The following is an 18,288-nucleotide window of genomic DNA, read 5'->3' on the forward strand; positions in this document are numbered from 1 at the left end:
AGCCTTGACGGGCCATGAAAGACCGTATGACCACACCTTGGGGCGAGCTGGAGCTCGCCCGGTTCCCGCAGGACCCGCGTGACCGGCTGCGGGCCTGGGACACCGCCGACGAGTACCTGCTGGGGCACCTCGACGAGCAGGGGACCGATCTGTCCGGGACCGTCGTGGTCGTCGGCGACCGCTGGGGCGCCCTGGTCACGGCGCTGGCCGCGCACCGGCCGGCGCAGATCACCGACTCCTTCCTCACGCAGGAGGCGACCCGCGCGAACCTCGCCCGGCGCGGCGCGGAGCCCGGCGCGGTGCGCCTGCTGACCACGCAGGATCCCCCGCCCGGCCGGATCGACGTGCTGCTGGTGCGGGTGCCCAAGAGCCTGGCGCTGCTGGAGGACCAGTTGCTGCGCCTGGCGCCCGCGGTGCACGAGGGCACGGTCGTCGTCGGCACCGGGATGGTGAAGGAGATCCACACCTCCACGCTGACGCTGTTCGAGCGGATCCTCGGCCCCACCCGGACCTCGCTCGCGCGGCGCAAGGCCCGCCTGATCCTCTGTACGCCGGACCCCTCGCTGGAGCGGCCCGCGAACCCGTGGCCGCACACCTACACGCTGCCCGACGGCATCGGCGCCGCCTCCGGGCGGACCGTCGTCAACCACGCGGGCGTCTTCTGCGCCGACCGGCTCGACATCGGCACCCGGTTCTTCCTGCGGCACCTGCCCGACGGCGACGGCCGCCGGGTGGTGGACCTGGGCTGCGGCAACGGCGTCGTCGGTACGGCGCTGGCGCTGGCGAGCCCTGGCGCCGAGGTGCTGTTCACGGACGAGTCGTTCCAGGCCGTGGCCTCCGCGGAGGGGACGTACAAGGCGAACGGCGTGCCGGGGCAGGCCGAGTTCCGGGTCGGCGACGCGCTGGCCGGGGTGCCGGCCGGCAGCGTGGACCTGGTGCTGAACAACCCGCCCTTCCACTCGCACCAGGCGACCACGGACGCGACGGCCTGGAGGATGTTCACCGGGGCGCGGCGCGCGCTGCGCCCCGGCGGCGAGCTGTGGGTGATCGGCAACCGGCACCTCGGCTACCACGTCAAGCTGCGCCGGCTGTTCGGCAACAGCCGGCTCGTCGCGAGCGACCCGAAGTTCGTGGTGCTGCGGGCCGTCAAGCGGTAGGTGCCGTACGGCGTGAGCCGATCACGCCGACGAGCCGCTCCACCTCCCCCACCATCGCCTCGCGGCCCACGCTGAGGTACTTGCGGGAGTCGACCGCCTCCGGGTGCGCGGCGAGGAAGTCGCGGATCGCGGCGGTCATCGCGATGTTGAGGGCGGTGCCGACGTTGACCTTGGCGATGCCCCCGGTGACGGCGGCGCCCAGTTCGCCGTCGGGGACTCCGGAGGAGCCGTGCAGGACGAGCGGCACGTCCAGCGCTCCGGCGAGTCGCTTGATGAGGTCGTGGTCGAGGGCGGCGGTGCGCTCGGTCATGGCGTGGGTGCTGCCGACGGCCACGGCCAGGGCGTCCACCCCGGAGCCGGTGACGAACGCGTGGGCCTCGGCGGGGTCGGTGCGCGCGCCGGGGGCGTGGGCGTCCAGCGGCGGCGCGCCGTTCTTGCCGCCGACCTCGCCCAACTCGGCCTCGATCCATAGCCCTTGGGCGTGTGCCCAGGCCGCGGCGGCGCTGGTCGCGGCGAGGTTCTGCGCGTACGGCAGCCGGGAGGCGTCGTACATGACGGAGCTGAAGCCGGCGTCGGCCGCCTGGCGCAGCAGGTCGTCGCTCTGCACATGATCGAGGTGCAACGACACGGGTACGGTGGCGCGTTCGGCCGCCGCGGCGGCGGCGCGGGCGAGTGGCAGCAGCCGTCCGTAGCGGAACATGACGGCGTTCTCGCTGACCTGGAGGATGACGGGGGCGCCGGCCGCCTCGGCCCCGGCGACGACGGCCTCGACGTGTTCCAGCGTGATGATGTTGAAGGCGACGACTGCGGAGCGCGCGGCGGTGGCGCGGGCGACCAGCTCGCCGGTGGCTGCAAGCGGCACGGTCTGTCCTTTCCGGTGCCGGATCGGTATGACGGGGCGTCAGGGGGCGAGGATCACCGAGCGGGTGAGGTGGCGGGGCTGGTCAGGATCCAGGCCGCGGGCCGCGGCGACGGCGACGGCGAGCCGCTGGGCGCGGATCAGTTCGGCCAGCGGGTCGAGTTCGCCCTCGATCCACAACGCGCCCGTGGCGCGGACCTGTTCGGCGAGCCCTTCCGGTGCCCGGCCGAGCATCCAGGTGGCCGTTCCGTCGGTGGTGACGCTGATCGGGCCGTGCCGGTACTCCATCGCCGGGTAGGCCTCGGTCCAGGACAGCGAGGCTTCGCGCATCTTCAGCCCGGCCTCGTTGGCCAGTCCGACGGTCCAGCCCCGGCCCAGGAAGGTGAACTGCTTGCAGTCGACGAGCCGTTCGGGCAGGGGATCGGTCAGGGCGGTGCGGGCGTCGACGACGACCTCGTCGGTGTGCAGTCCGAGGTGGGCGCGCAGCAGGGTGAGGGCGGTGGTCGCGAACCGGGTCTGCACCACGGAGCGTTCGTCCGCGAAGTCGAGGACCACGACCTCGTCGGCGGCGTCCATCACGGGGGTCTCGGGGTCCGCGGTGACCGCCGTGGTGCGGGTGCGCCCCTTCACCTCCCCCAGCACGTCGAGCACTTCGGTGGTGGTGCCGGAGCGGGTGAGGGCGACGACCCGGTCGTAGACGCGGTCGTAGGGGAACTCCGAGGCGGCAAAGGCGTCCGTCTCCCCCTGCCCCGAACCCTCGCGCAGCGCGGCGGCGGCCTGGGCCATGAAGTACGACGTGCCACAGCCGACGATCGCGACCCGCTCCCCCTGGGCCGGCAGCGCCCGGCCGTGGACGGCGACGTCGGCCGCGACACGGGCCCAGCACTCGGGCTGACTGGTCAGCTCGTCCTCGACATGGCTCATGGCCCCTCCTCCTGCTCGACACGGATGCGTGTTTGTGCAAGATATCGCCGACTTTCAAACAAAATCAAGCATCCAGAGGGGTACCGAGTGCGCTAGGGTCGCGGGAGGTACCCAGGGAACGGAGGAGGCGGATGTCACGCGACGCCCGCTGGAAGGCGCTGCTGGAGCTGCTCGTCGAGCACGGCCGGCTGGACGTCGAGGAGGCGGCGGCCGGACTGGGGGTGTCGGCCGCGACGATCCGGCGGGACTTCGACCAGCTCGCCGAGCAGCAGATGCTGGTCCGCACCCGGGGCGGCGCCGTGGTGCACGGCGTCTCCTACGAGCTGCCGCTGCGCTACAAGACCGCCCGCCACGCCTCCGAGAAGCAACGCATCGCCAAGGCCGTCGCGGATCTCCTGGCGCCCGGCGAGGCGGTGGGCCTGACGGGCGGCACCACCACCACGGAGGTGGCCCGCGCCCTGGCGGTGCGCGCCGACCTCGCCTCCGGCTCCCCCGCGCTGACCGTGGTGACCAACGCGCTCAACATCGCCAACGAGCTCGCCGTCAGGCCCCAGTTCAAGATCGTGCTGACCGGAGGGGTCGCGCGACCGCAGTCGTACGAGCTCATCGGGCCGCTGGCGGACGGGGTGCTGAGTCAGGTCACGCTCGACGTGGCGGTGCTCGGCGTGGTCGGCTTCGACGTCGCGCACGGCGCGGCGGCGCACGACGAGGCCGAGGCCGCCGTCAACCGGCTGCTGTGCGAGCGCGCCGAGCGCGTCGTCGTGGCCGCCGACTCCAGCAAGCTGGGCCGGCGGGCCTTCGCCCGCATCTGCTCGGCCGAGTCGGTGGACACCCTCGTCACGGACGCGGCTGCGGGGCCGGAGACGGTGCGCGCGTTCGAGGAGGCGGGCCTGCGGGTGCTGGCCGTCTGACGTCGCCCGTCCCGCTGCCACGTCATATCCGCACGAAGCCCACACCGCGGGCGTCGTTGCAGCCGCAGGGGGTGGTGCGGCCGTCGTCCGGCGGTCCCTGGTGGGCCTTGAGCGCCACGCTCATCAGGCTCATCAGCAGATCCACGTCGGCCGAGGCGTCGAGGCGGAGCGTCACCCACGAGGAGCCCGGCACGACGCGGACCGCGGCGAAGCGCCGCAGGTCGCCCTGCAGGCGGCGGATCGCCCGGGCGGTCAGGTGGAGGTCGACGTCCCGGTCGGAGTGGAAGTGGGCGATCTCCCCGCTCGCCGAGCTGAGCGCCTGCCCGCTTCCGCAGCTCGGCACCGCCTCCGTGAGATCGGGCCAGGTTGCCAGCTGGGCGAGAGCGCGCGCGGCGAGCGTCATGGTTCCATCATGGCGCGCTCACCGTACGGCAACGGCCCCGTCTGAAAGCCTTAACCGTTCCGTGTCCGAAGGCCCGGCGCGGACCGGCGGTCCGTGCGCGAAATCGGCCGTGCCGCCGACCCCGGCCGCCCCTTTCCGGGCTCCCCGGAAGCCTTGGGTCGCACCTGGGGGCACACTGGGCAGTAGGGGCCGTCGATGCTCACGAGGGGGTGTCGAAGGTGACACGTCGTGCGCGAGTGTGGCTGTGGCGATGGCGGCGCAATCCGCTCAGGCGGACCAGCGACGTGGTGGAGGCGTGGATCCTGCTCGTCGCCTGGGTCCTCGCCGTGGCCGGTGGTGTCCTCGCGGGTGTGCTGACGGCGGGCGCGATGCAGCGGTCTGCGGACCGGGTCCGCGCCGAGACCCGCCCGGTGCCGGCCGTGGTGACGCAGGAGGCGGCCCGCGGGGGCATCCGGCCGGTGAGCAGTTCCCTGGGCTGGGGCACGGTCCGCTGGACGGACGCGGACGGCTCGGCGCACACGGGCCGGACCAGGGTCCCGGTCTCCGCGACACCAGGCGCCCGCGTCACGGTGTGGACGAACGGGCAGGGCACGCTGGTCCCGCCGCCGGCCTCACGGGCCGACATCGCCTTCCAGACGACCCTGGGCGGACTCTGGGCGGGATCGACCACGGTGGGCGTCGTCTTCGGCGGCGCCAAGCTGGCCCGGACCCGGCTCGACCGCCGGCGCTTCGCCCAGTGGGACGAGGAGTGGGCGCGCGCGGACACGCCTTGGGGCTGGAAGACAGGCTGAAGGCGGGTCGAGCACGAGGTGGGGCACCCAGGTCCTGTCGTCACATTCCCGTCGTCGCCCGAAGGGCGGCTCCGCGGCGTCCGGTGCGTGCTCTCGGCGTGCCGGGCGGAAGTCCTCGTACTGGACGTACTTGGGCTTTCGCCCGGTGTGGCGAGAGTGCATGGCAGGCGTCGCGGGGCAGGCGGGAATGTGACGACAGGGCCTGGAGGGCCTCTCGTCTGGATCATGCCGGGCTCGCGGGGCCCTGGCCCCGGAACTGATCGCCGTACACTTTGAGCCCGAATGACCGGGCGGGCGGCACCGGCCCGTCCGGTCCCGGCGATCAGAGCGAGGGAGTGCCCGTGCCCGGCCACCGTTCCATCACCGAGGCGGAGAAGCTCGCGCAGGCCAAGCTCGGCGGCATCCGCGTGCGCCGGGAGCAGATGGCGGCGGTCGCCAACATCTACCGGGCCGCCTCCGCGGTCCGCCAGCACCTGGAGAACTCGGTGCTGCGCGGCTCGGACCTGACCTGGACCGCGTTCGTCGTGCTGTGGGTGGTCTGGGTGTGGGGCGAGTCGGAGACCCGGCACGTGGCCGAGGAGGCCGGCATCTCCAAGGGCACCCTGACGGGCGTCTCCCGCACGCTGGAGTCGCGCGGGCTGCTGCGCCGCACCGGGCACCCCACCGACGGCCGGCTCGTCCTGCTCTCGCTCACCGCCGAGGGCGAGGAGTTCATGAGCCGGGTCTTTCCGGAGTTCAACGAGGAAGAAGCCTTCGTCACCTCGCAGTTGAGCGGCGAGGAGTGCCGGGGGCTGGCGGAGTTGCTGCGGCGTGTGGTCCTCCAGGTCGAGGAGCACGGCGAGGAACGCCGCCGGTCGCTGCTGGACGGCGCGGACCCGGCGCCGCGCCGCAGCGGGCGCCGCGCCAAGGGCTGACCCGCCGGTTTGCGCGCCGCGCCTGGCGGGCCGGGGCGCTCAGGCACGGGCCGCTCCCACCAGCGCCTCGAACAGGCGCTGCTGCGCCGGATCCTCGTGTGCGGTGTCCTCGGGATGCCACTGCACGGCAGCGAACCAGCCCGTGCCGCCCGCGCGCTCCACGCCCTCCACGGTGCCGTCGGCGGCCCGTGCGGTGACCGTCAGGCCCTCGCCGAGCCGGTCGATGTGCTGGTGGTGGTAGCAGGAGGCCTCCACCTTGTCGGCATGGGTGATCCGGGCCAGGGCCGAGCCGGGGGCGAGGGACACAGGGTGCCGGACGTGCCGATGGTCCCGACCGGGGCCGCCCATGTCCTGGTGCAGCGTGCCGCCCAGCACGGTGTTGACCACCTGGAGGCCACGGCAGATCGCCAGCAGCGGCAGCCCGGACTCCAGGGCCCGGCGGGCCACCTCCAGGTCGAAGGCGTCCTGGAGGTCGTCGACGTCGTAGACGCTGTCGTGGGCGTCGGCGACGCCGTACCGGTGCGGCGCCAGGTCGCCGCCGCCGGGCAGCAGAACGCCGTCGAAGCGGGCGAGCCGCGCGGCGACGTCGTGCTCGGCGGGGTCCGCCGGGTGCATGCCGGCCGGTTCGCCGCCGGCCCGCCACACCGCCTCGATCAGGGCCCGGGCGTTGACCTCGGCGGCGAAGCGCAGCGCGGAGGTGGTGGCGCAGAAGCGGGCGGGGATCGCGATCAGGGGACGCACGGGGGTTCGGCTCACAGCTGGATCCAGGTGGTCTTCAGTTCGGTGTACTTCTCCAGGGCGTGGACGGACTTGTCCCGGCCGTTGCCCGACTGCTTCATACCGCCGAAGGGGACGGTGAGGTCGCCCTCCTCGTAGCAGTTGACCCAGACGGTGCCGGCCCTCAGTGCCCGGGAGACCCGGTGCGCGGTGGACAGGTCGGAGGTCCACAGGCCGGCGGCGAGGCCGTACTCGGTGGCGTTGGCGAGCGCGACCGCCTCGTCGATCCCGTCGAAGGCCAGCACGGACAGGACCGGGCCGAAGATCTCCTCGCGGGCGAGCCGGCTGCGCGGGTCGACGCGGTCGAAGACGGTGGGCTCGGCGTAGACGCCGCCGGTCTCCGCCAGGATCCGCCGGCCGCCGGTGCGCAGGCGGGCCCCGTCGCCGGTGCCCTGCCGGACGTGGTCCAGTACGCGGCTCAGATGGGCCTCGCCGACCAGGGCGCCCATCTCGGTGGCCGGGTCCAGGGGGTCGCCCACCCGCAGCTCGCGTGCCCGGGCCACGACCGCCTCGGTGACCTCCTCGGCGATCGAGGAGTGCACCAGCAGCCGGGAGGGCGCGGTGCACATCTCGCCCTGGTTGAAGAAGATGCCCCAGGCGGCGGTGGCGGCGGCCTTCGCCAGGTCGGGCGCGTCGGGCAGCACGATGTTCGGCGACTTGCCGCCGAGCTCCAGCCAGACCCGCTTGAGGTTGGAGTCGGCGGAGTAGCGCAGGAAGTGGCGGCCGACGGCAGTGGAGCCGGTGAACGCCAGCACGTCGACGTCCGGGTGGAGGCCGAGGGCCCGCCCGGCCACCGGCCCGTCGCCGTTCACCACGTTGAGCACCCCGGGCGGCAGCCCTGCCTCGGTGGCGATCCGGGCGAGCAGCAGCGCGGACAGCGGCGCGTTCTCCGAGGGCTTCAGTACGACGGTGCAGCCGGCCGCCAGCGCGGGCGCGACCTTCCAGCCGGCGAGCGTGAGGGGGAAGTTCCAGGGCACCACCGCGCCGACGACACCGGCCGGCTCCCGGGTGACCAGGGCGAGCGCGTCCGCGGTGGTGTGCGGGGACTCGTCCGTGAGCTTGTCGGCGAGTTGCCCGTACCAGCGGAAGGTGTTGATCACGGCGCGCAGTTCGATGTCGTGGGCGTCGCTGATCGGCTTGCCCATCTCCAGGCTCACGGCGAGGGCGAGCTCCGCGCGCCGCTCCTGGAGGAGATCGGCGATGCGCAGGAGGACCCGGCCGCGGTCGGCGGGCGCCCACCGCGGCCACGGTCCGCTGTCGAAGGCACGGCGAGCGGCGGCCACGGCGGCGTCGACCTCGGCGGGGCCGGCGTCGGCGGCCTCGGTCAGCACCTGGCCGTCCCGGGGCGAGACGACTCGGAAGGCGGCGCCGCCACCGGCCTCCTCGCCGCCGTCGATGTGGTGCGCGCGAGGGGGCTGGAACTCCTTGGCCCGGTGGAGCCATTCGTCGTGGGTGACAGCGGACATGCGGTCCTCCAGACCACGTTGATCGTGCGTCGTCTCAGGGCGGGTGAGGGGGGTTACGGCGTCGCCACGCGCCGTCGCCTGACCCGTTCGTTGACCGCGCCGAGCGCCAGTACCACCGGCACCAGGAGGGTGAGGCACACGGCCGTGCCGGTCGAACCGCCGATCAGGGTGGTGAAGTTGGCGAGGATCAGCCAGATCGCGCCCGCCAGGCACAGCACGCCCAGCACCGGGGCGACGAGGGTGTTCCACACCCGTCTGTCCAGGCGCTCGCGGCGGAAGAAGACGACCACCGACACCGAGGTCAGCAGGTAGAGCAGCATCATCGCCAGGACGGCCACCCCGCTGAACCAGGAGAAGAGGGTCAGCACCGGGTCCTTGCCGGTCAGCGCGAACGGGACGACCAGGGCCACGGCGACCATGGTCTGCACCCAGCCGGCGGCGGCGGGCGCGTGGCGGGAGTTGAGCCGGCACAGGCCCGGTGGCAGCAGCCCGTCGCGGCCGAGCGAGAACAGGTATCGGTTGGCGGAGTTGTGGAAGGTGAGGATGCCCGCGAACAGGGAGGTGGCGAGCAGGATCGGCAGCACCTGGTTCACCCAGCCGCCGAACTCCGCGGCGATCGGCGCGAAGACGAAGCCGGTGGAGTCCCCGCTCGCCAGCGCCTCGCCCGCGGCCGCCGACGCCTTAGAGGCGCCGTAGGCGGAGATCAGCATCCAGGAGGTCAGTGCGAAGAAGCCGGTGACCACGAGGACGGACAGGTAGGTGGCCCGCGGGACGGTCCTGCTGGGGTTGCGCGCCTCCTCGCCGTAGATCGCGGTGGCCTCGAAGCCGAACATGGAGGCGACGGCGAACATCACGGCGACTCCGGGTGCGCCCTGGAGCGCCGCGGTCGGCGAGAAGCTGTCGGTCATGCCGAGCCCCTCGGGACCGCCGCCCTTGAACAGCGTGACCAGTCCGAACACCAGCAGGATGCTGAACTCGGCGGTGACGAAGACGGCCAGTACGCGGGCGCCCATCTCGATGCCGGCGGCCCCGAGCACCTTCACCACGGCCATGGTGGCCAGCGCCCAGACCCACCACGGCAGGTCCAGGCCGGTGTGGTGGGCGACCAGTCCGCCGACGATGGAGCCGTACAGCCCGTACATGGCCGCCTGGATGACGCAGTAGGAGAACAGGGCGAGGCCCGCGCTGCCGGCTCCGGCGGTACGGCCGAGCCCGGTGCCGATGTAGGTGTAGAAGGCGCCGGCGTCGACGACGTGCCGTCCCATGGCGACGAAGCCGACCGAGAACAGCAGGATCATGGCGCCCGCGAGCACATAGGCGGCGGGGGTGCCGGCTCCGTTGCCGATGGCTACGGAGATCGGGGTCGCCCCGGCGATCCCGGTCAGGGGGGCCTGCGCGGACAGGACGAAGAAGAGGATGCCCAAAACGCCCAGCGCATTGGGCTTGAGCGTGGCTGTGGTGGATGTGTCCCGTACGGTCCGCTCCGCGGAGGCCGTCTGACTGTCCACTCGGATCACCTGCCAGAGAAAGGAGGGTCGTTTCAGGCCAAACGAGTTGCCTCATCGTGAGGGCGCAACTATCCGTTTGACAAGGGGGTGAGGGTGGGGAATCCGTGCGGATCGGCGATTCCTGTGCCGCCGTGGCCTGCGGTCCGTGGCCACGCCGGTCGCGCGTAGGAGTCAGGCCTCGTCCGGGTCGGCGGCGAGCTGCTGGAGCATTTCGCGCAGCCGGGCGAGGGCCTCTTCGGTGACCTCGCGCTCGCCGAACACGAGCTGGTGCAGGACCAGGCCCTCCAGGGCCGCGAAGACCAGCCGGTACAGGCCCCGGTCGACCGGCCGTGCGAGCATCTGGGACAGCTCCCGCCGGGTGGCGCCGAAATACTCCTCGTACAGGGCGCGCAGGTGCGGCATGAGCTCGGGACGGCGGCGCGCCTCCAGCAGCAGCTCGTACTGGAAGGCCTGGAGGTCCGGGCCGGACTCCACCATGTCCGACAGCCCGGCGGAGAAGTCCGCGACCCTGCCCGTGCCGGGTTCGAGCGCGCTGCTGTTCAGGGAGGAGCGCACGGCGTGGGCGAGCGCCTCCTCGATCAGGGCATCGCGCGAGCCGAAGTGGTGCACGACGAGCCCGTGGGTGACGCCGGCCTCCTGCGCCACGGCCCGGTAGGTCAGCTTGCGCAGCCCCCCGCGGGCCACCACCCGCACGGCGGCGTCGAGCAGCGCGTCCCGGCCGGCCCCGTAGTTCCGCACCCGCTTACGCGACCGCCGCCCGGGACCACCGTCGCCGGCCGCACCGGACGCCGCGGCCTGGCCTGACTCACCGACCTCACCGGGCTCCGCCGACCCTTGAGGCTCGTCCACGGACGGTCCGGGTTCCACCGCCCCCGCGAAGGCGGCAGGCTCTGGAAGGCCCGCGGGCTCTCCTGGCCCACCAGGCTCGCCGGACTCGGCGGCAGGCAGAGCCCCGGAGGACGACCCCGCCGACCCGGCTGACGCGCCAGAAACCGAAGCATCCCTGGACCCGTCGGCCTCGACAGACCCGGCGGCACGCACAACCCCGGCGGCCCCCACCGACCCGACTGACCCGCCGGAGACCGCAGAATCCCCCAACCAGCCCGGCTCGGCGGACCCGGCGGGCGCCCCCTTCCCCGCGGTGGGCGCGGGGGCGGCGGGGCTGCCGGGAGCCGTGGGGTCCGTGCTCTCCGCAGGTGCCCCGGACTCCGCTGCCTCGTCTGGCTGTCCGGGCTCGGTCATGGCACCGACCCTATCGACCACGGGCCGTTCAGCGGCGCGGTGGACGGATGCCACGGAATTCCCAGTCGCCGCCGAGCGCGGTGGACAGCACCTCCTCGGACTCGGTGGGCTGGGCGCCGACGTCGGCCCGGATCGGGGTCGGGCCGGTGACGACGTGGTTGGTGAGCCGGCCCAGTCCCTCGACCTCGACCTCGACGACGTCGCCCGGGCGGACGGGACGCGAGTTGGCGGGGGTGCCGGAGAGCAGCACGTCACCGGGGTGAAGGGTGATGGTGCGGGCGATGTCCGCGACCAGGTAGTGCATGTCCCAGGTCATCTCGTCGGTCGAGCCGTCCTGGACGACTTCGCCGTTGACGTAGGTCCGCAGCCGCTTGCCGTGGAAGTCCCAGTCGGTGACCAGGCCGGGGCCGAGCGGGCAGAGGGTGTCGGAGCCCTTGACGCGCAGCATGGAACCGGCGTCGGTGTCGCGGAAGTCGTGCAGGCCGTAGTCGTTGGCGACGGTGTACCCGGCGATGTACTCCCCCGCCTCGGCCGGCGAGATGTTGCGCGCCGTCCTGCCGATGACGATGGCGACCTCGCCCTCGTAGTTGAGCCACTTGCAGCCCTCGGGGCGCACGATCGCGCCCTTGTGGGAGTTGAGGGCGGAGGTCGGCTTGTGGAAGTACGTCGGGGTGTCGGGCAGGCCGATCCGGAACTCGTCGACCCGGCTGCGGTGGTTGAGGTGGACGGCGATCACCTTGGAAGGGACCACCGGGGGCAGGTGCCGCGCGTCCTCGGTCTTGACGCGACGGCCGTCCCCGGCGACCAGTTCGTCCCCGTCGACGGTGACCTGGACGGCGGCACCGTCGAGCAGGATGCGGCGGTACTCGGGCATGAGGGGCCTCTCTAGGCGGTCGGGTGGGGGGCGGGGGACGTGGGCAGACCGGTGCCGGTCCAGCCCTCGGCCGGACGGTCGAACCACAGGTGGACCTGGCCGGTGCCGATGGAGTTCTCGTACTCGCCGTACTGGCGGGCCCTGGCGACGCAGCCCCGCTCGCCGAGCGCGCCGGCCATCATCAGGTAGTGGGAGAACTTCGCCTCGGGCTTGTACTTCCAGAACTCGTCCATGGTGTCGAGGACCCGGTCGTGGCGGCCCTCCTTGAACCAGGCGATGCGCTCGTGGTCCGCCTCGCGGGCCTCGGGTGTGAAGATGTGGGCCGGGTCGCTGACCTCGTGGTCGCGCAGCTCGCGCAGCGGCCAGAAGGTGTGCGACAGGGCGCCGGAGGCGATGAGCAGGACCCGGCGGCCGGGGGTGGCGGCGATCCCGTCGGCCAGGGCGCGGCCAAGGCGCAGGTGGTCCTCCATGTCGCCGGTCTGGCAGACGCCGATGGTCACCCACCGCTTGTCGGGCAGTCCCTCGCCGAGGAACTTCCACAGGTTGATCGTGGCGTAGTAGATCGGCAGGTACTCGTCGTCGATCGCCGTGATCCAGGTGCCGTGCTTGTCGGCGAACGAGGCGATGTTCCGCGCGAGTTCGGGGTCGCCGGGGAAATCGAAGGGCATCCGGCACATGCCGCGCGGCAGCTCCTCGGAGGTGAACAGGCCCGCGCGCCGGTGCTGGGCGGTGACGACGAACTCGACGGTGGTCGCCCAGTGGGAGTCCAGGACGACCACGGTGTCGTATGCGTGGGCGGCGTCGCGTGCGAAGACGTCCTCGCGCAGTTGCTGCAGGCCGGTGACGAGGGTGATCTCCTTGCCCTCGTTCAGCTCCAGCCGGGTCTCCTTCGGCAGTACGACGGTGGGGACGTGGGCGAGCAGCCCCGCGCCGACGATCTCACCCATGGTCCTTCCATCCCTTCGGGGCGGTGACGGTGTTCTTCAGGTCGCAGTAGAAGTCGAAGCTCCAGGTGCCGCCCTCACGGCCGACGCCGGAGTGGCGGGAGCCGCCGAAGGGCGCCTGGAGGTCGCGGACGAAGAAGCAGTTGACCCAGACGGTGCCGGCGACGAGCCGTGCGGTGACGCGCTCGGCGCGCTCGTGGTCGCCGGTGGCGAGGGTGGCGGCCAGGCCGAAGCGGGTGTCGTTGGCGAGGCGGACGGCCTCTTCCTCGGTGCGGAAGGTCTGGAGGGTCAGCACGGGGCCGAAGACCTCCTCCTGCACGATCTCCGAGTCCTGGGCGACGTCGGTCAGCAGCGTCGGCGCGTAGAACCGGTCGTCCTTCCGGTGGCCGCCGATGACGGCCCGGGCCCCGGCCGCGAGCGCCCGCCGCACGAAGCCGTCGATCTTCTCCAGTTGGCGGGGGTGGATGTTGGGGCCGATGTCGGTGGCCTCGTCGCGCGGGTCGCCCTGCACCAGCCGGGAGGCCTTCTCCGTGAAGCGCCGGGTGAACTCCTCGGCGATCGGCTCCTCCACCAGCAGCCGGGTGGCCGCCAGGCAGACCTGGCCGGCGTTGTCGTACTGCTCCACCGCGAGGTCCACGGCGAGGTCGAGGTCGGCGTCGGCGAACACCAGCAGCGGGGACTTGCCGCCGAGTTCGAGGCTGAGCGGGGTGAGGTTCGCGACGGCCGACGCGGAGATGCGCCTGGCCGTCGGGACGGAGCCCGTGAAGCTGATCCGGCGCACGTCCGGGTGCGAGGTGAGCGCGTCGCCGATCTCCGAGCCGAGGCCCTGGACGACGTTGAGGACACCGGCCGGGAGCCCGGCCTCGGCGGCGATGTCGGCGAGCAGCGAGGCGGTCAGCGGGGACCACTCGGCGGGCTTCAGGATCACCGTGTTGCCGGCGGCGAGGGCCGGGGCGACCTTCCAGGTGGCCAGCATCAGCGGCGCGTTCCACGGCGTGATCAGCACACAGGGACCGGCCGGGTCCCAGCTGACGTGGTTGGTGTGGCCGCGACCCGCGGCGGAGCCGCCGATGTACGTCGTGAAGTCCTCGTGGTCGAGCCGGAGCAGCCAGTCGGCGAAGAAGCGGAAGTTGTGCGCGACGCGCGGCATGACACCGCGGCGGTGGGAGCGCAGCAGGGCGCCGTTGTCGGTGGTCTCGACGATCGCGAGTTCTTCGAGCCGCTTCTCCACGCCGTCGGCGATGGCGTGCAGGAGGCGGGCGCGTTCGGCGCGCGGGGTGGCGGCCCAGCCGGGGAAGGCGGCCTTGGCGGCGGCCACGGCGGCGGCGGCCTCGCTCGCGGTACCGCGGGAGATCTCGCCGAGTGCGGCGCCGTCGATGGGCGAGACATCGGTGAAGGTGCCTGCGGAGGCGACGCGTTCGCCGCCGATCCAGTGCCGGGTGTCGACGGCGACTGAGGCGACGGTGGCGGTGTGGGTGTCGGTCATGTCCGGTCTCCAGGATGTTTCGTCTGCGGGTGCGTCACTCGGCTCCGGACGTGCCGGACTCCAGCAGGCGGCCGCCGTCCCACACCACGCCGACCTGGCGGTAGTACGCGGCGATGGGCTCGCGCACCTCCAGCCGGGCCAGTTCCTCGGTGGGCGCCTCGAACAGCTCCAGGTCGGCGTCGCCGACCCACGGCTGCCCGCCCTCGAAGGAGGCGGCGCCGGACTCGATGAGCTCGTCCAGGGCGAGGCCCTTGCCCTTCTCGATCGAGGGCAGCCAGCGGTGGTGGGCCATGGGGTGGCCGTTGACGAAGCCGTTGGTCTCGGACGGCTCGCGCAGGGTGACCACGGCCTGGGCGATACGGCGGTCGGCGGCGGCGAGCGTCGCGCCGAAGCGGGCGCCCGCCTCGATCCGCGGAGCCGGCCCGTAGGGGTGCGGGCGGGTCTGGTGGATCGAGCCGAGCTTCTTCGGATAGCCCTGGTGCAGCCCGCGGGCGATGGCGAAGTCCTTGTCCACCCAGATGTGGACGCAGCGCGTGTACGTCTGCTCCTTGTAGGTGCAGCGGACGAGGGCGAAGGCCTCCTTGTACTGGGCGCGCACCGGGTCGATCAGCTCTTCGCCAAAAGCCGCGCAGGACTGCCAGTCGGCCCAGATCAGCGCCACGGCGCCGGGGTCATCATCGGCGAGTTCCAGCGGCTCGGGCAGCAGTTCGCGCACGCGTGCCGGGTCGGTGCGGTACTCGACGGTGAGCAGGTCGCCGGAGTAGTGCCACGGCGGGGAGGGGATCAGCGACGAGGCGCCCGTCGCCGTCTTGGGGTGGAAGAATCCGCGGACGGTGGTCATGGCAGGCGTTCCTTACGCGGTGAGGGCGGGCGGCTTGAGCAGTTCCGCGCGGTGGCGGGCGGCGGCGGCCGCCGCGGCCTGGCCGCCGAGGGCGACGACGCCGACCAGGCGGCCGTCCCGGTGGTACCCGGCGAGCACGTCCCCCTCCGGATCGCCGTCGAGGATCCGTACGTCGCCGAGGCCGAGCCCGGGCGCGCCGAAGGACTGGAGGCGGAAGTCGTGCTGGTCGCTCCAGAAGGTGGGCAGCGGCGCGAACGGGTCGAGGCCGGCGTCGGCGCCGCCGAGGTGGGCGGCGAGCACGCGGGCGGCGTGCTTGGCGGTGTCGGTGGGGATCGACCAGTGCTCGACGCGGCGCGGTACGCCGTCGTAGCGGGCGTTGGGGAAGCGCGCGACGTCGCCGACCGCCACCACCTCGGGGCGTGAGCCGACGCGCAGGTGCTCGTCGGTGAGCACCCCGTCGGTGAGGTCGAGGCCGTTGCCGTCGAGCCACTCGGTGTTGGCGACCGATCCGACCGACTCCACCACGACGTCCGCGGGGAGCACGGTCCCGTCGCCGAGCAGCAGGCCGGTGACCCGGTCCGCGCCCTCGAAGCCGGCCACGCCGGTGCCGAGCGCGAAGCGCACTCCGCGTTCCTCGTGCCGTTCCAGCAGGGCCCCGGCGAGCAGTTCACCGAGCGGTGCGGCCATGGGCAGGGGCAGCGGGTCCACGACGGTCACCTCGGCGGCGCCGAGGGCGACGGCGGTGGCGGCGACCTCGCAGCCGATGAAGCCCGCGCCCACCACGACCACCCGGACGCCCGGGCGGGTCAGGGCCGCGCGCAGCTCGCGGGCGTCGTCGATCGTGCGGACGGTGTGCCGTCCGCGCAGGGGTCCGGGGCAGCGCAGGCGGCGGGGCCGCATCCCGGTGGCGACGACGAGTCCGGCGTAGGACAGGGTCTCGCCGTCGTCGAGTTCGACCAGGCGCCGGTCGAGGTCGGCGGCGGCGACCCTGGAGCCCAGGCGCCATTCGGCGTCGGCGACGGCGGCACGGGGCCGGAAGGCCAGCGACTCGAAGGCCGCCTTGCCGGCCAGGACCTCCTTGGACAGCGGCGGCCGGTTGTAGGGCATGTGGGGTTCCTCGCCGACCAGGGTGATCGGGCCGGGGTATCCGGCGGCCCGGAGCTGCTCGGCGGCGCGCAGGCCGGCCATGGAGGCGCCGGCCACGACGACGGGTGCGCTCACGGCTCAGTCCTCGATCCGGATGGCCTGGAGCGGGCAGACGTCGGCGGCCTCCTCGACCTCGTCGCGCAGCGCGTCGTCGGGGTCGCCGACGTAGGCCAGACGGCCGGTGTCGTCGAAGCTGAAGACGTCGGGGGCGGCGAAGACACACTGACCGTGGTCCTGGCACTTGTTCATGTCGACGACGACCTTCATGGCCGGTCCTCCTGGTGCTGAGGGCGTCGGGCGGGGGAGCTGGGAGGGAATGGGGCCCGGACCGGATGCGGCCGGGCCCCGGCCAACGGGGTGGGTGACACCGCACCCCGAACTCGTTTGGCGTCAAACAACATAGGAAGCGGCCGGTCCCTGGTCAATAGCTATCCGGATGGATAAATTTTTGCGGCCGGCCTCTTGCGGCGGGGTGACAGGGTCCATACCGTTTGGCCTCAAACATTGAGCGGCCCCTGCTCCTCCCCGCAGTGCGGCGCCGCCCGTCTTCCCCTCTCCCAGCGCCCGCTCCGGCCTGGGAAGCGCCCCACATTCCCCAGAGGAGACCCCGGTGAGCGCATCCGACTCCCCATCCGTCCACCGGCACCAGGACCGGCTCGCCGCCGAGGGCGTCGACGTGGTCCGGGTGACCTACCCCGACCTCATCGGCACCGACCGCGCCCGGGACGTCCTGCTGGAGCACCTGCCCTCGGCCTGCGACCACGGACTGTCCTTCTGCCGCGCCGTCTACCACACCAGCCCGCAGGGCGACGTCGTCCCGGTCGCCGGCGGCCTGGACGCGGGACTGCCCGACATCTGCGTACGACCGGATCTCGACACCCTCGTGTCCCTGCCCTGGGAACCCGGCGTGGCGAGCTGCCTGGGAGACGTCACCGACCCGGCCACCGGGCTGCCCGCCCCCGAATCACCCCGCGACCTGCTCCGCGCCGTCCTCGACCGCTGCCGCGAGCACGGACTGCACCCGGTGATCGGCCCCGAGCTGGAGTACTTCCTGTGCGAGCCCGCGCCCGGCTCCCCGCGCGGCTGGCGCCGCTACAGCGACGCCCGGGGCGTCGTCTACACCGCGGGCCTGCGCGCCGACGACGACAACCACCTGCTGCGCACCCTGCGCCTGCTGCGCGCCGCCGACCTCGGCGTGAGCAGCGGGAACCACGAGTTCGACGGGGGCCAGTTCGAGATCAACCTGACCCACTCGGAGGCGCTGTCGGCCGCCGACCGGGCCTTCCGCTTCAAGTCGGCGGTCAAGGAACTCGCCCGCAAGGAGGGACGCCTGGCCACCTTCATGGCCAAGCCGTTCAACGACGCGGGAGGCTCCGGCTTCCATCTGCACCTGTCCTGCGAGGACGACGACGGCGACAACGTCTTCGACGACCCGGCGGCGCCGTACGGCCTGTCCGCGACCGCCCGGCACGCCGTCGCCGGCATCCTCGCCCACGCGCCCGCGCTCGCCGCGCTGGCCAACCCGACGGTCAACTCGTACAAGCGCTTCGGCCCGGACACCCTCGCCCCCTGGCTGATCGACTGGGGCCTGGACAACCGCAGCGCCATGGTCCGCATCCCGCCCGAGCGGGGCGCCGGCTCCCGGCTCGAACTGCGCCTCGGCGACGCCGGCGCCAACCCCTACCTGCTCATCGCCGGGACCCTGGCCGCCGCCCTGCTCGGCGTCCTGGCCGGCGAGGAACCGCCGGCCCCGCTGGACGGATACGGCTACGACACCGACCGGTCCGCCATGCTCCCGGCCACCCTGTCCGCCGCGCTGGACGCCCTGGAGGCGGACACCGCGCTGGCCGGCGTCCTCGGCAAGGACTTCACCGCCTCCTACCTCACCTACAAGCGCGACGAGGTCGAACGCTTCGGACGGCACGTCACCGACTGGGAGTTCACCGAGTACGCCTACCACCTCTGACCGAACCCGCCCCGCCCGTGGCACCGCGCCCCTGCCCCCTGACGCCGCATCCCGCCGGCACCGAGCCCCGTGACGCCGA

At 73.0% G+C, this 18,288-nt stretch carries 18 protein-coding genes; 5 read left to right on the forward strand and 13 right to left on the reverse strand.

Going from position 1 to position 18,288, the window contains the following annotated elements; translation table 11 throughout:
* The first annotated feature begins 26 nt into the window (after nucleotides 1–26).
* Nucleotides 27–1,157 carry a methyltransferase gene (locus ACIQFZ_RS26355; protein WP_365424283.1) on the forward strand — a complete coding sequence of 377 codons (1,131 nt, stop codon included), beginning with the start codon at nucleotides 27–29 and terminating at the stop codon, nucleotides 1,155–1,157.
* Here the strand turns inward: ACIQFZ_RS26355 and ACIQFZ_RS26360 are convergent.
* On the reverse strand, nucleotides 1,147–2,019 hold the full coding sequence (locus ACIQFZ_RS26360; RefSeq protein WP_365424281.1) for a ketose-bisphosphate aldolase: 873 nt from the start codon (nucleotides 2,017–2,019) through the stop codon (nucleotides 1,147–1,149). The genes ACIQFZ_RS26355 and ACIQFZ_RS26360 overlap by 11 nt on opposite strands.
* 39 nt (nucleotides 2,020–2,058) lie before the next feature.
* Nucleotides 2,059–2,940: a sugar isomerase gene (locus ACIQFZ_RS26365; protein ID WP_365424279.1), complete on the reverse strand. Its 882-nt coding sequence runs from the start codon at nucleotides 2,938–2,940 to the stop codon at nucleotides 2,059–2,061.
* A 131-nt stretch (nucleotides 2,941–3,071) separates the two neighbouring features.
* Between ACIQFZ_RS26365 and ACIQFZ_RS26370 the strand changes: the two genes are divergently transcribed.
* Nucleotides 3,072–3,851 (forward strand): DeoR/GlpR family DNA-binding transcription regulator, encoded by a 780-nt coding sequence (locus ACIQFZ_RS26370; protein WP_365424277.1) that lies wholly within the window; start codon nucleotides 3,072–3,074, stop codon nucleotides 3,849–3,851.
* Nucleotides 3,852–3,873: 22 nt separating this feature from the next.
* On the opposite strand, the gene ACIQFZ_RS26375 is transcribed toward ACIQFZ_RS26370, so the two are convergent.
* On the reverse strand, nucleotides 3,874–4,254 hold the full coding sequence (locus ACIQFZ_RS26375; RefSeq protein ID WP_365424275.1) for a luciferase family protein: 381 nt from the start codon (nucleotides 4,252–4,254) through the stop codon (nucleotides 3,874–3,876).
* 218 nt (nucleotides 4,255–4,472) lie between these two features.
* Here ACIQFZ_RS26375 and ACIQFZ_RS26380 point away from each other — a divergent pair, with 218 nt between their 5' ends.
* Complete coding sequence (locus ACIQFZ_RS26380) at nucleotides 4,473–5,045, forward strand: hypothetical protein (RefSeq protein WP_365424274.1); 573 nt, start codon at nucleotides 4,473–4,475, stop codon at nucleotides 5,043–5,045.
* Between the two features lie 341 nt (nucleotides 5,046–5,386).
* Nucleotides 5,387–5,959, forward strand: coding sequence for a MarR family transcriptional regulator (locus tag ACIQFZ_RS26385; protein ID WP_365424273.1), 573 nt, complete (start codon nucleotides 5,387–5,389; stop codon nucleotides 5,957–5,959).
* 39 nt (nucleotides 5,960–5,998) lie between these two features.
* Here the strand turns inward: ACIQFZ_RS26385 and ACIQFZ_RS26390 are convergent, their stop codons facing one another.
* From ACIQFZ_RS26390 to ACIQFZ_RS26435, 10 genes are all read right to left on the reverse strand, one after another.
* Nucleotides 5,999–6,715, reverse strand: coding sequence for a gamma-glutamyl-gamma-aminobutyrate hydrolase family protein (locus tag ACIQFZ_RS26390; protein WP_365424271.1), 717 nt, complete (start codon nucleotides 6,713–6,715; stop codon nucleotides 5,999–6,001).
* Nucleotides 6,712–8,202 carry an aldehyde dehydrogenase gene (locus tag ACIQFZ_RS26395; protein WP_402692294.1) on the reverse strand — a complete coding sequence of 497 codons (1,491 nt, stop codon included), beginning with the start codon at nucleotides 8,200–8,202 and terminating at the stop codon, nucleotides 6,712–6,714. Before ACIQFZ_RS26395 ends, ACIQFZ_RS26390 begins: the two co-directional genes overlap by 4 nt.
* A gap of 53 nt (nucleotides 8,203–8,255) precedes the next feature.
* Nucleotides 8,256–9,710 (reverse strand): APC family permease, encoded by a 1,455-nt coding sequence (locus tag ACIQFZ_RS26400; protein WP_402692295.1) that lies wholly within the window; start codon nucleotides 9,708–9,710, stop codon nucleotides 8,256–8,258.
* Between the two features lie 171 nt (nucleotides 9,711–9,881).
* The gene (locus tag ACIQFZ_RS26405; protein ID WP_365424266.1) at nucleotides 9,882–10,448 is read right to left on the reverse strand and encodes a TetR family transcriptional regulator; all 567 of its coding nucleotides are present in this window, start codon (nucleotides 10,446–10,448) and stop codon (nucleotides 9,882–9,884) included.
* 532 nt (nucleotides 10,449–10,980) lie between these two features.
* On the reverse strand, nucleotides 10,981–11,826 hold the full coding sequence (locus ACIQFZ_RS26410; RefSeq protein ID WP_365424265.1) for a fumarylacetoacetate hydrolase family protein: 846 nt from the start codon (nucleotides 11,824–11,826) through the stop codon (nucleotides 10,981–10,983).
* Nucleotides 11,827–11,837: 11 nt separating this feature from the next.
* Entirely contained in the window at nucleotides 11,838–12,773 is a 936-nt protein-coding gene (locus ACIQFZ_RS26415) for a 3,4-dihydroxyphenylacetate 2,3-dioxygenase (protein ID WP_383060571.1), read from the reverse strand.
* Complete coding sequence (locus ACIQFZ_RS26420) at nucleotides 12,766–14,256, reverse strand: aldehyde dehydrogenase (protein ID WP_376653403.1); 1,491 nt, start codon at nucleotides 14,254–14,256, stop codon at nucleotides 12,766–12,768. The genes ACIQFZ_RS26415 and ACIQFZ_RS26420 overlap by 8 nt, the downstream gene beginning before the upstream one ends.
* Nucleotides 14,257–14,290: 34 nt before the next feature.
* Nucleotides 14,291–15,097: an acetoacetate decarboxylase family protein gene (locus ACIQFZ_RS26425; protein WP_402692296.1), complete on the reverse strand. Its 807-nt coding sequence runs from the start codon at nucleotides 15,095–15,097 to the stop codon at nucleotides 14,291–14,293.
* Between the two features lie 12 nt (nucleotides 15,098–15,109).
* On the reverse strand, nucleotides 15,110–16,318 hold the full coding sequence (locus ACIQFZ_RS26430; protein ID WP_402692297.1) for an NAD(P)/FAD-dependent oxidoreductase: 1,209 nt from the start codon (nucleotides 16,316–16,318) through the stop codon (nucleotides 15,110–15,112).
* Nucleotides 16,319–16,321: 3 nt separating this feature from the next.
* On the reverse strand, nucleotides 16,322–16,510 hold the full coding sequence (locus ACIQFZ_RS26435) for a ferredoxin (RefSeq protein WP_141363829.1): 189 nt from the start codon (nucleotides 16,508–16,510) through the stop codon (nucleotides 16,322–16,324).
* Nucleotides 16,511–16,853: 343 nt separating this feature from the next.
* On the opposite strand from ACIQFZ_RS26435, the gene ACIQFZ_RS26440 reads away from it, so the two are divergent.
* The gene (locus tag ACIQFZ_RS26440) at nucleotides 16,854–18,209 is read left to right on the forward strand and encodes a glutamine synthetase family protein (RefSeq protein WP_402692298.1); all 1,356 of its coding nucleotides are present in this window, start codon (nucleotides 16,854–16,856) and stop codon (nucleotides 18,207–18,209) included.
* The last annotated feature ends 79 nt before the right edge of the window (nucleotides 18,210–18,288 follow it).

The organism is Streptomyces sp. NPDC093064 (assembly GCF_044754605.1).
Classification (GTDB): domain Bacteria; phylum Actinomycetota; class Actinomycetes; order Streptomycetales; family Streptomycetaceae; genus Streptomyces.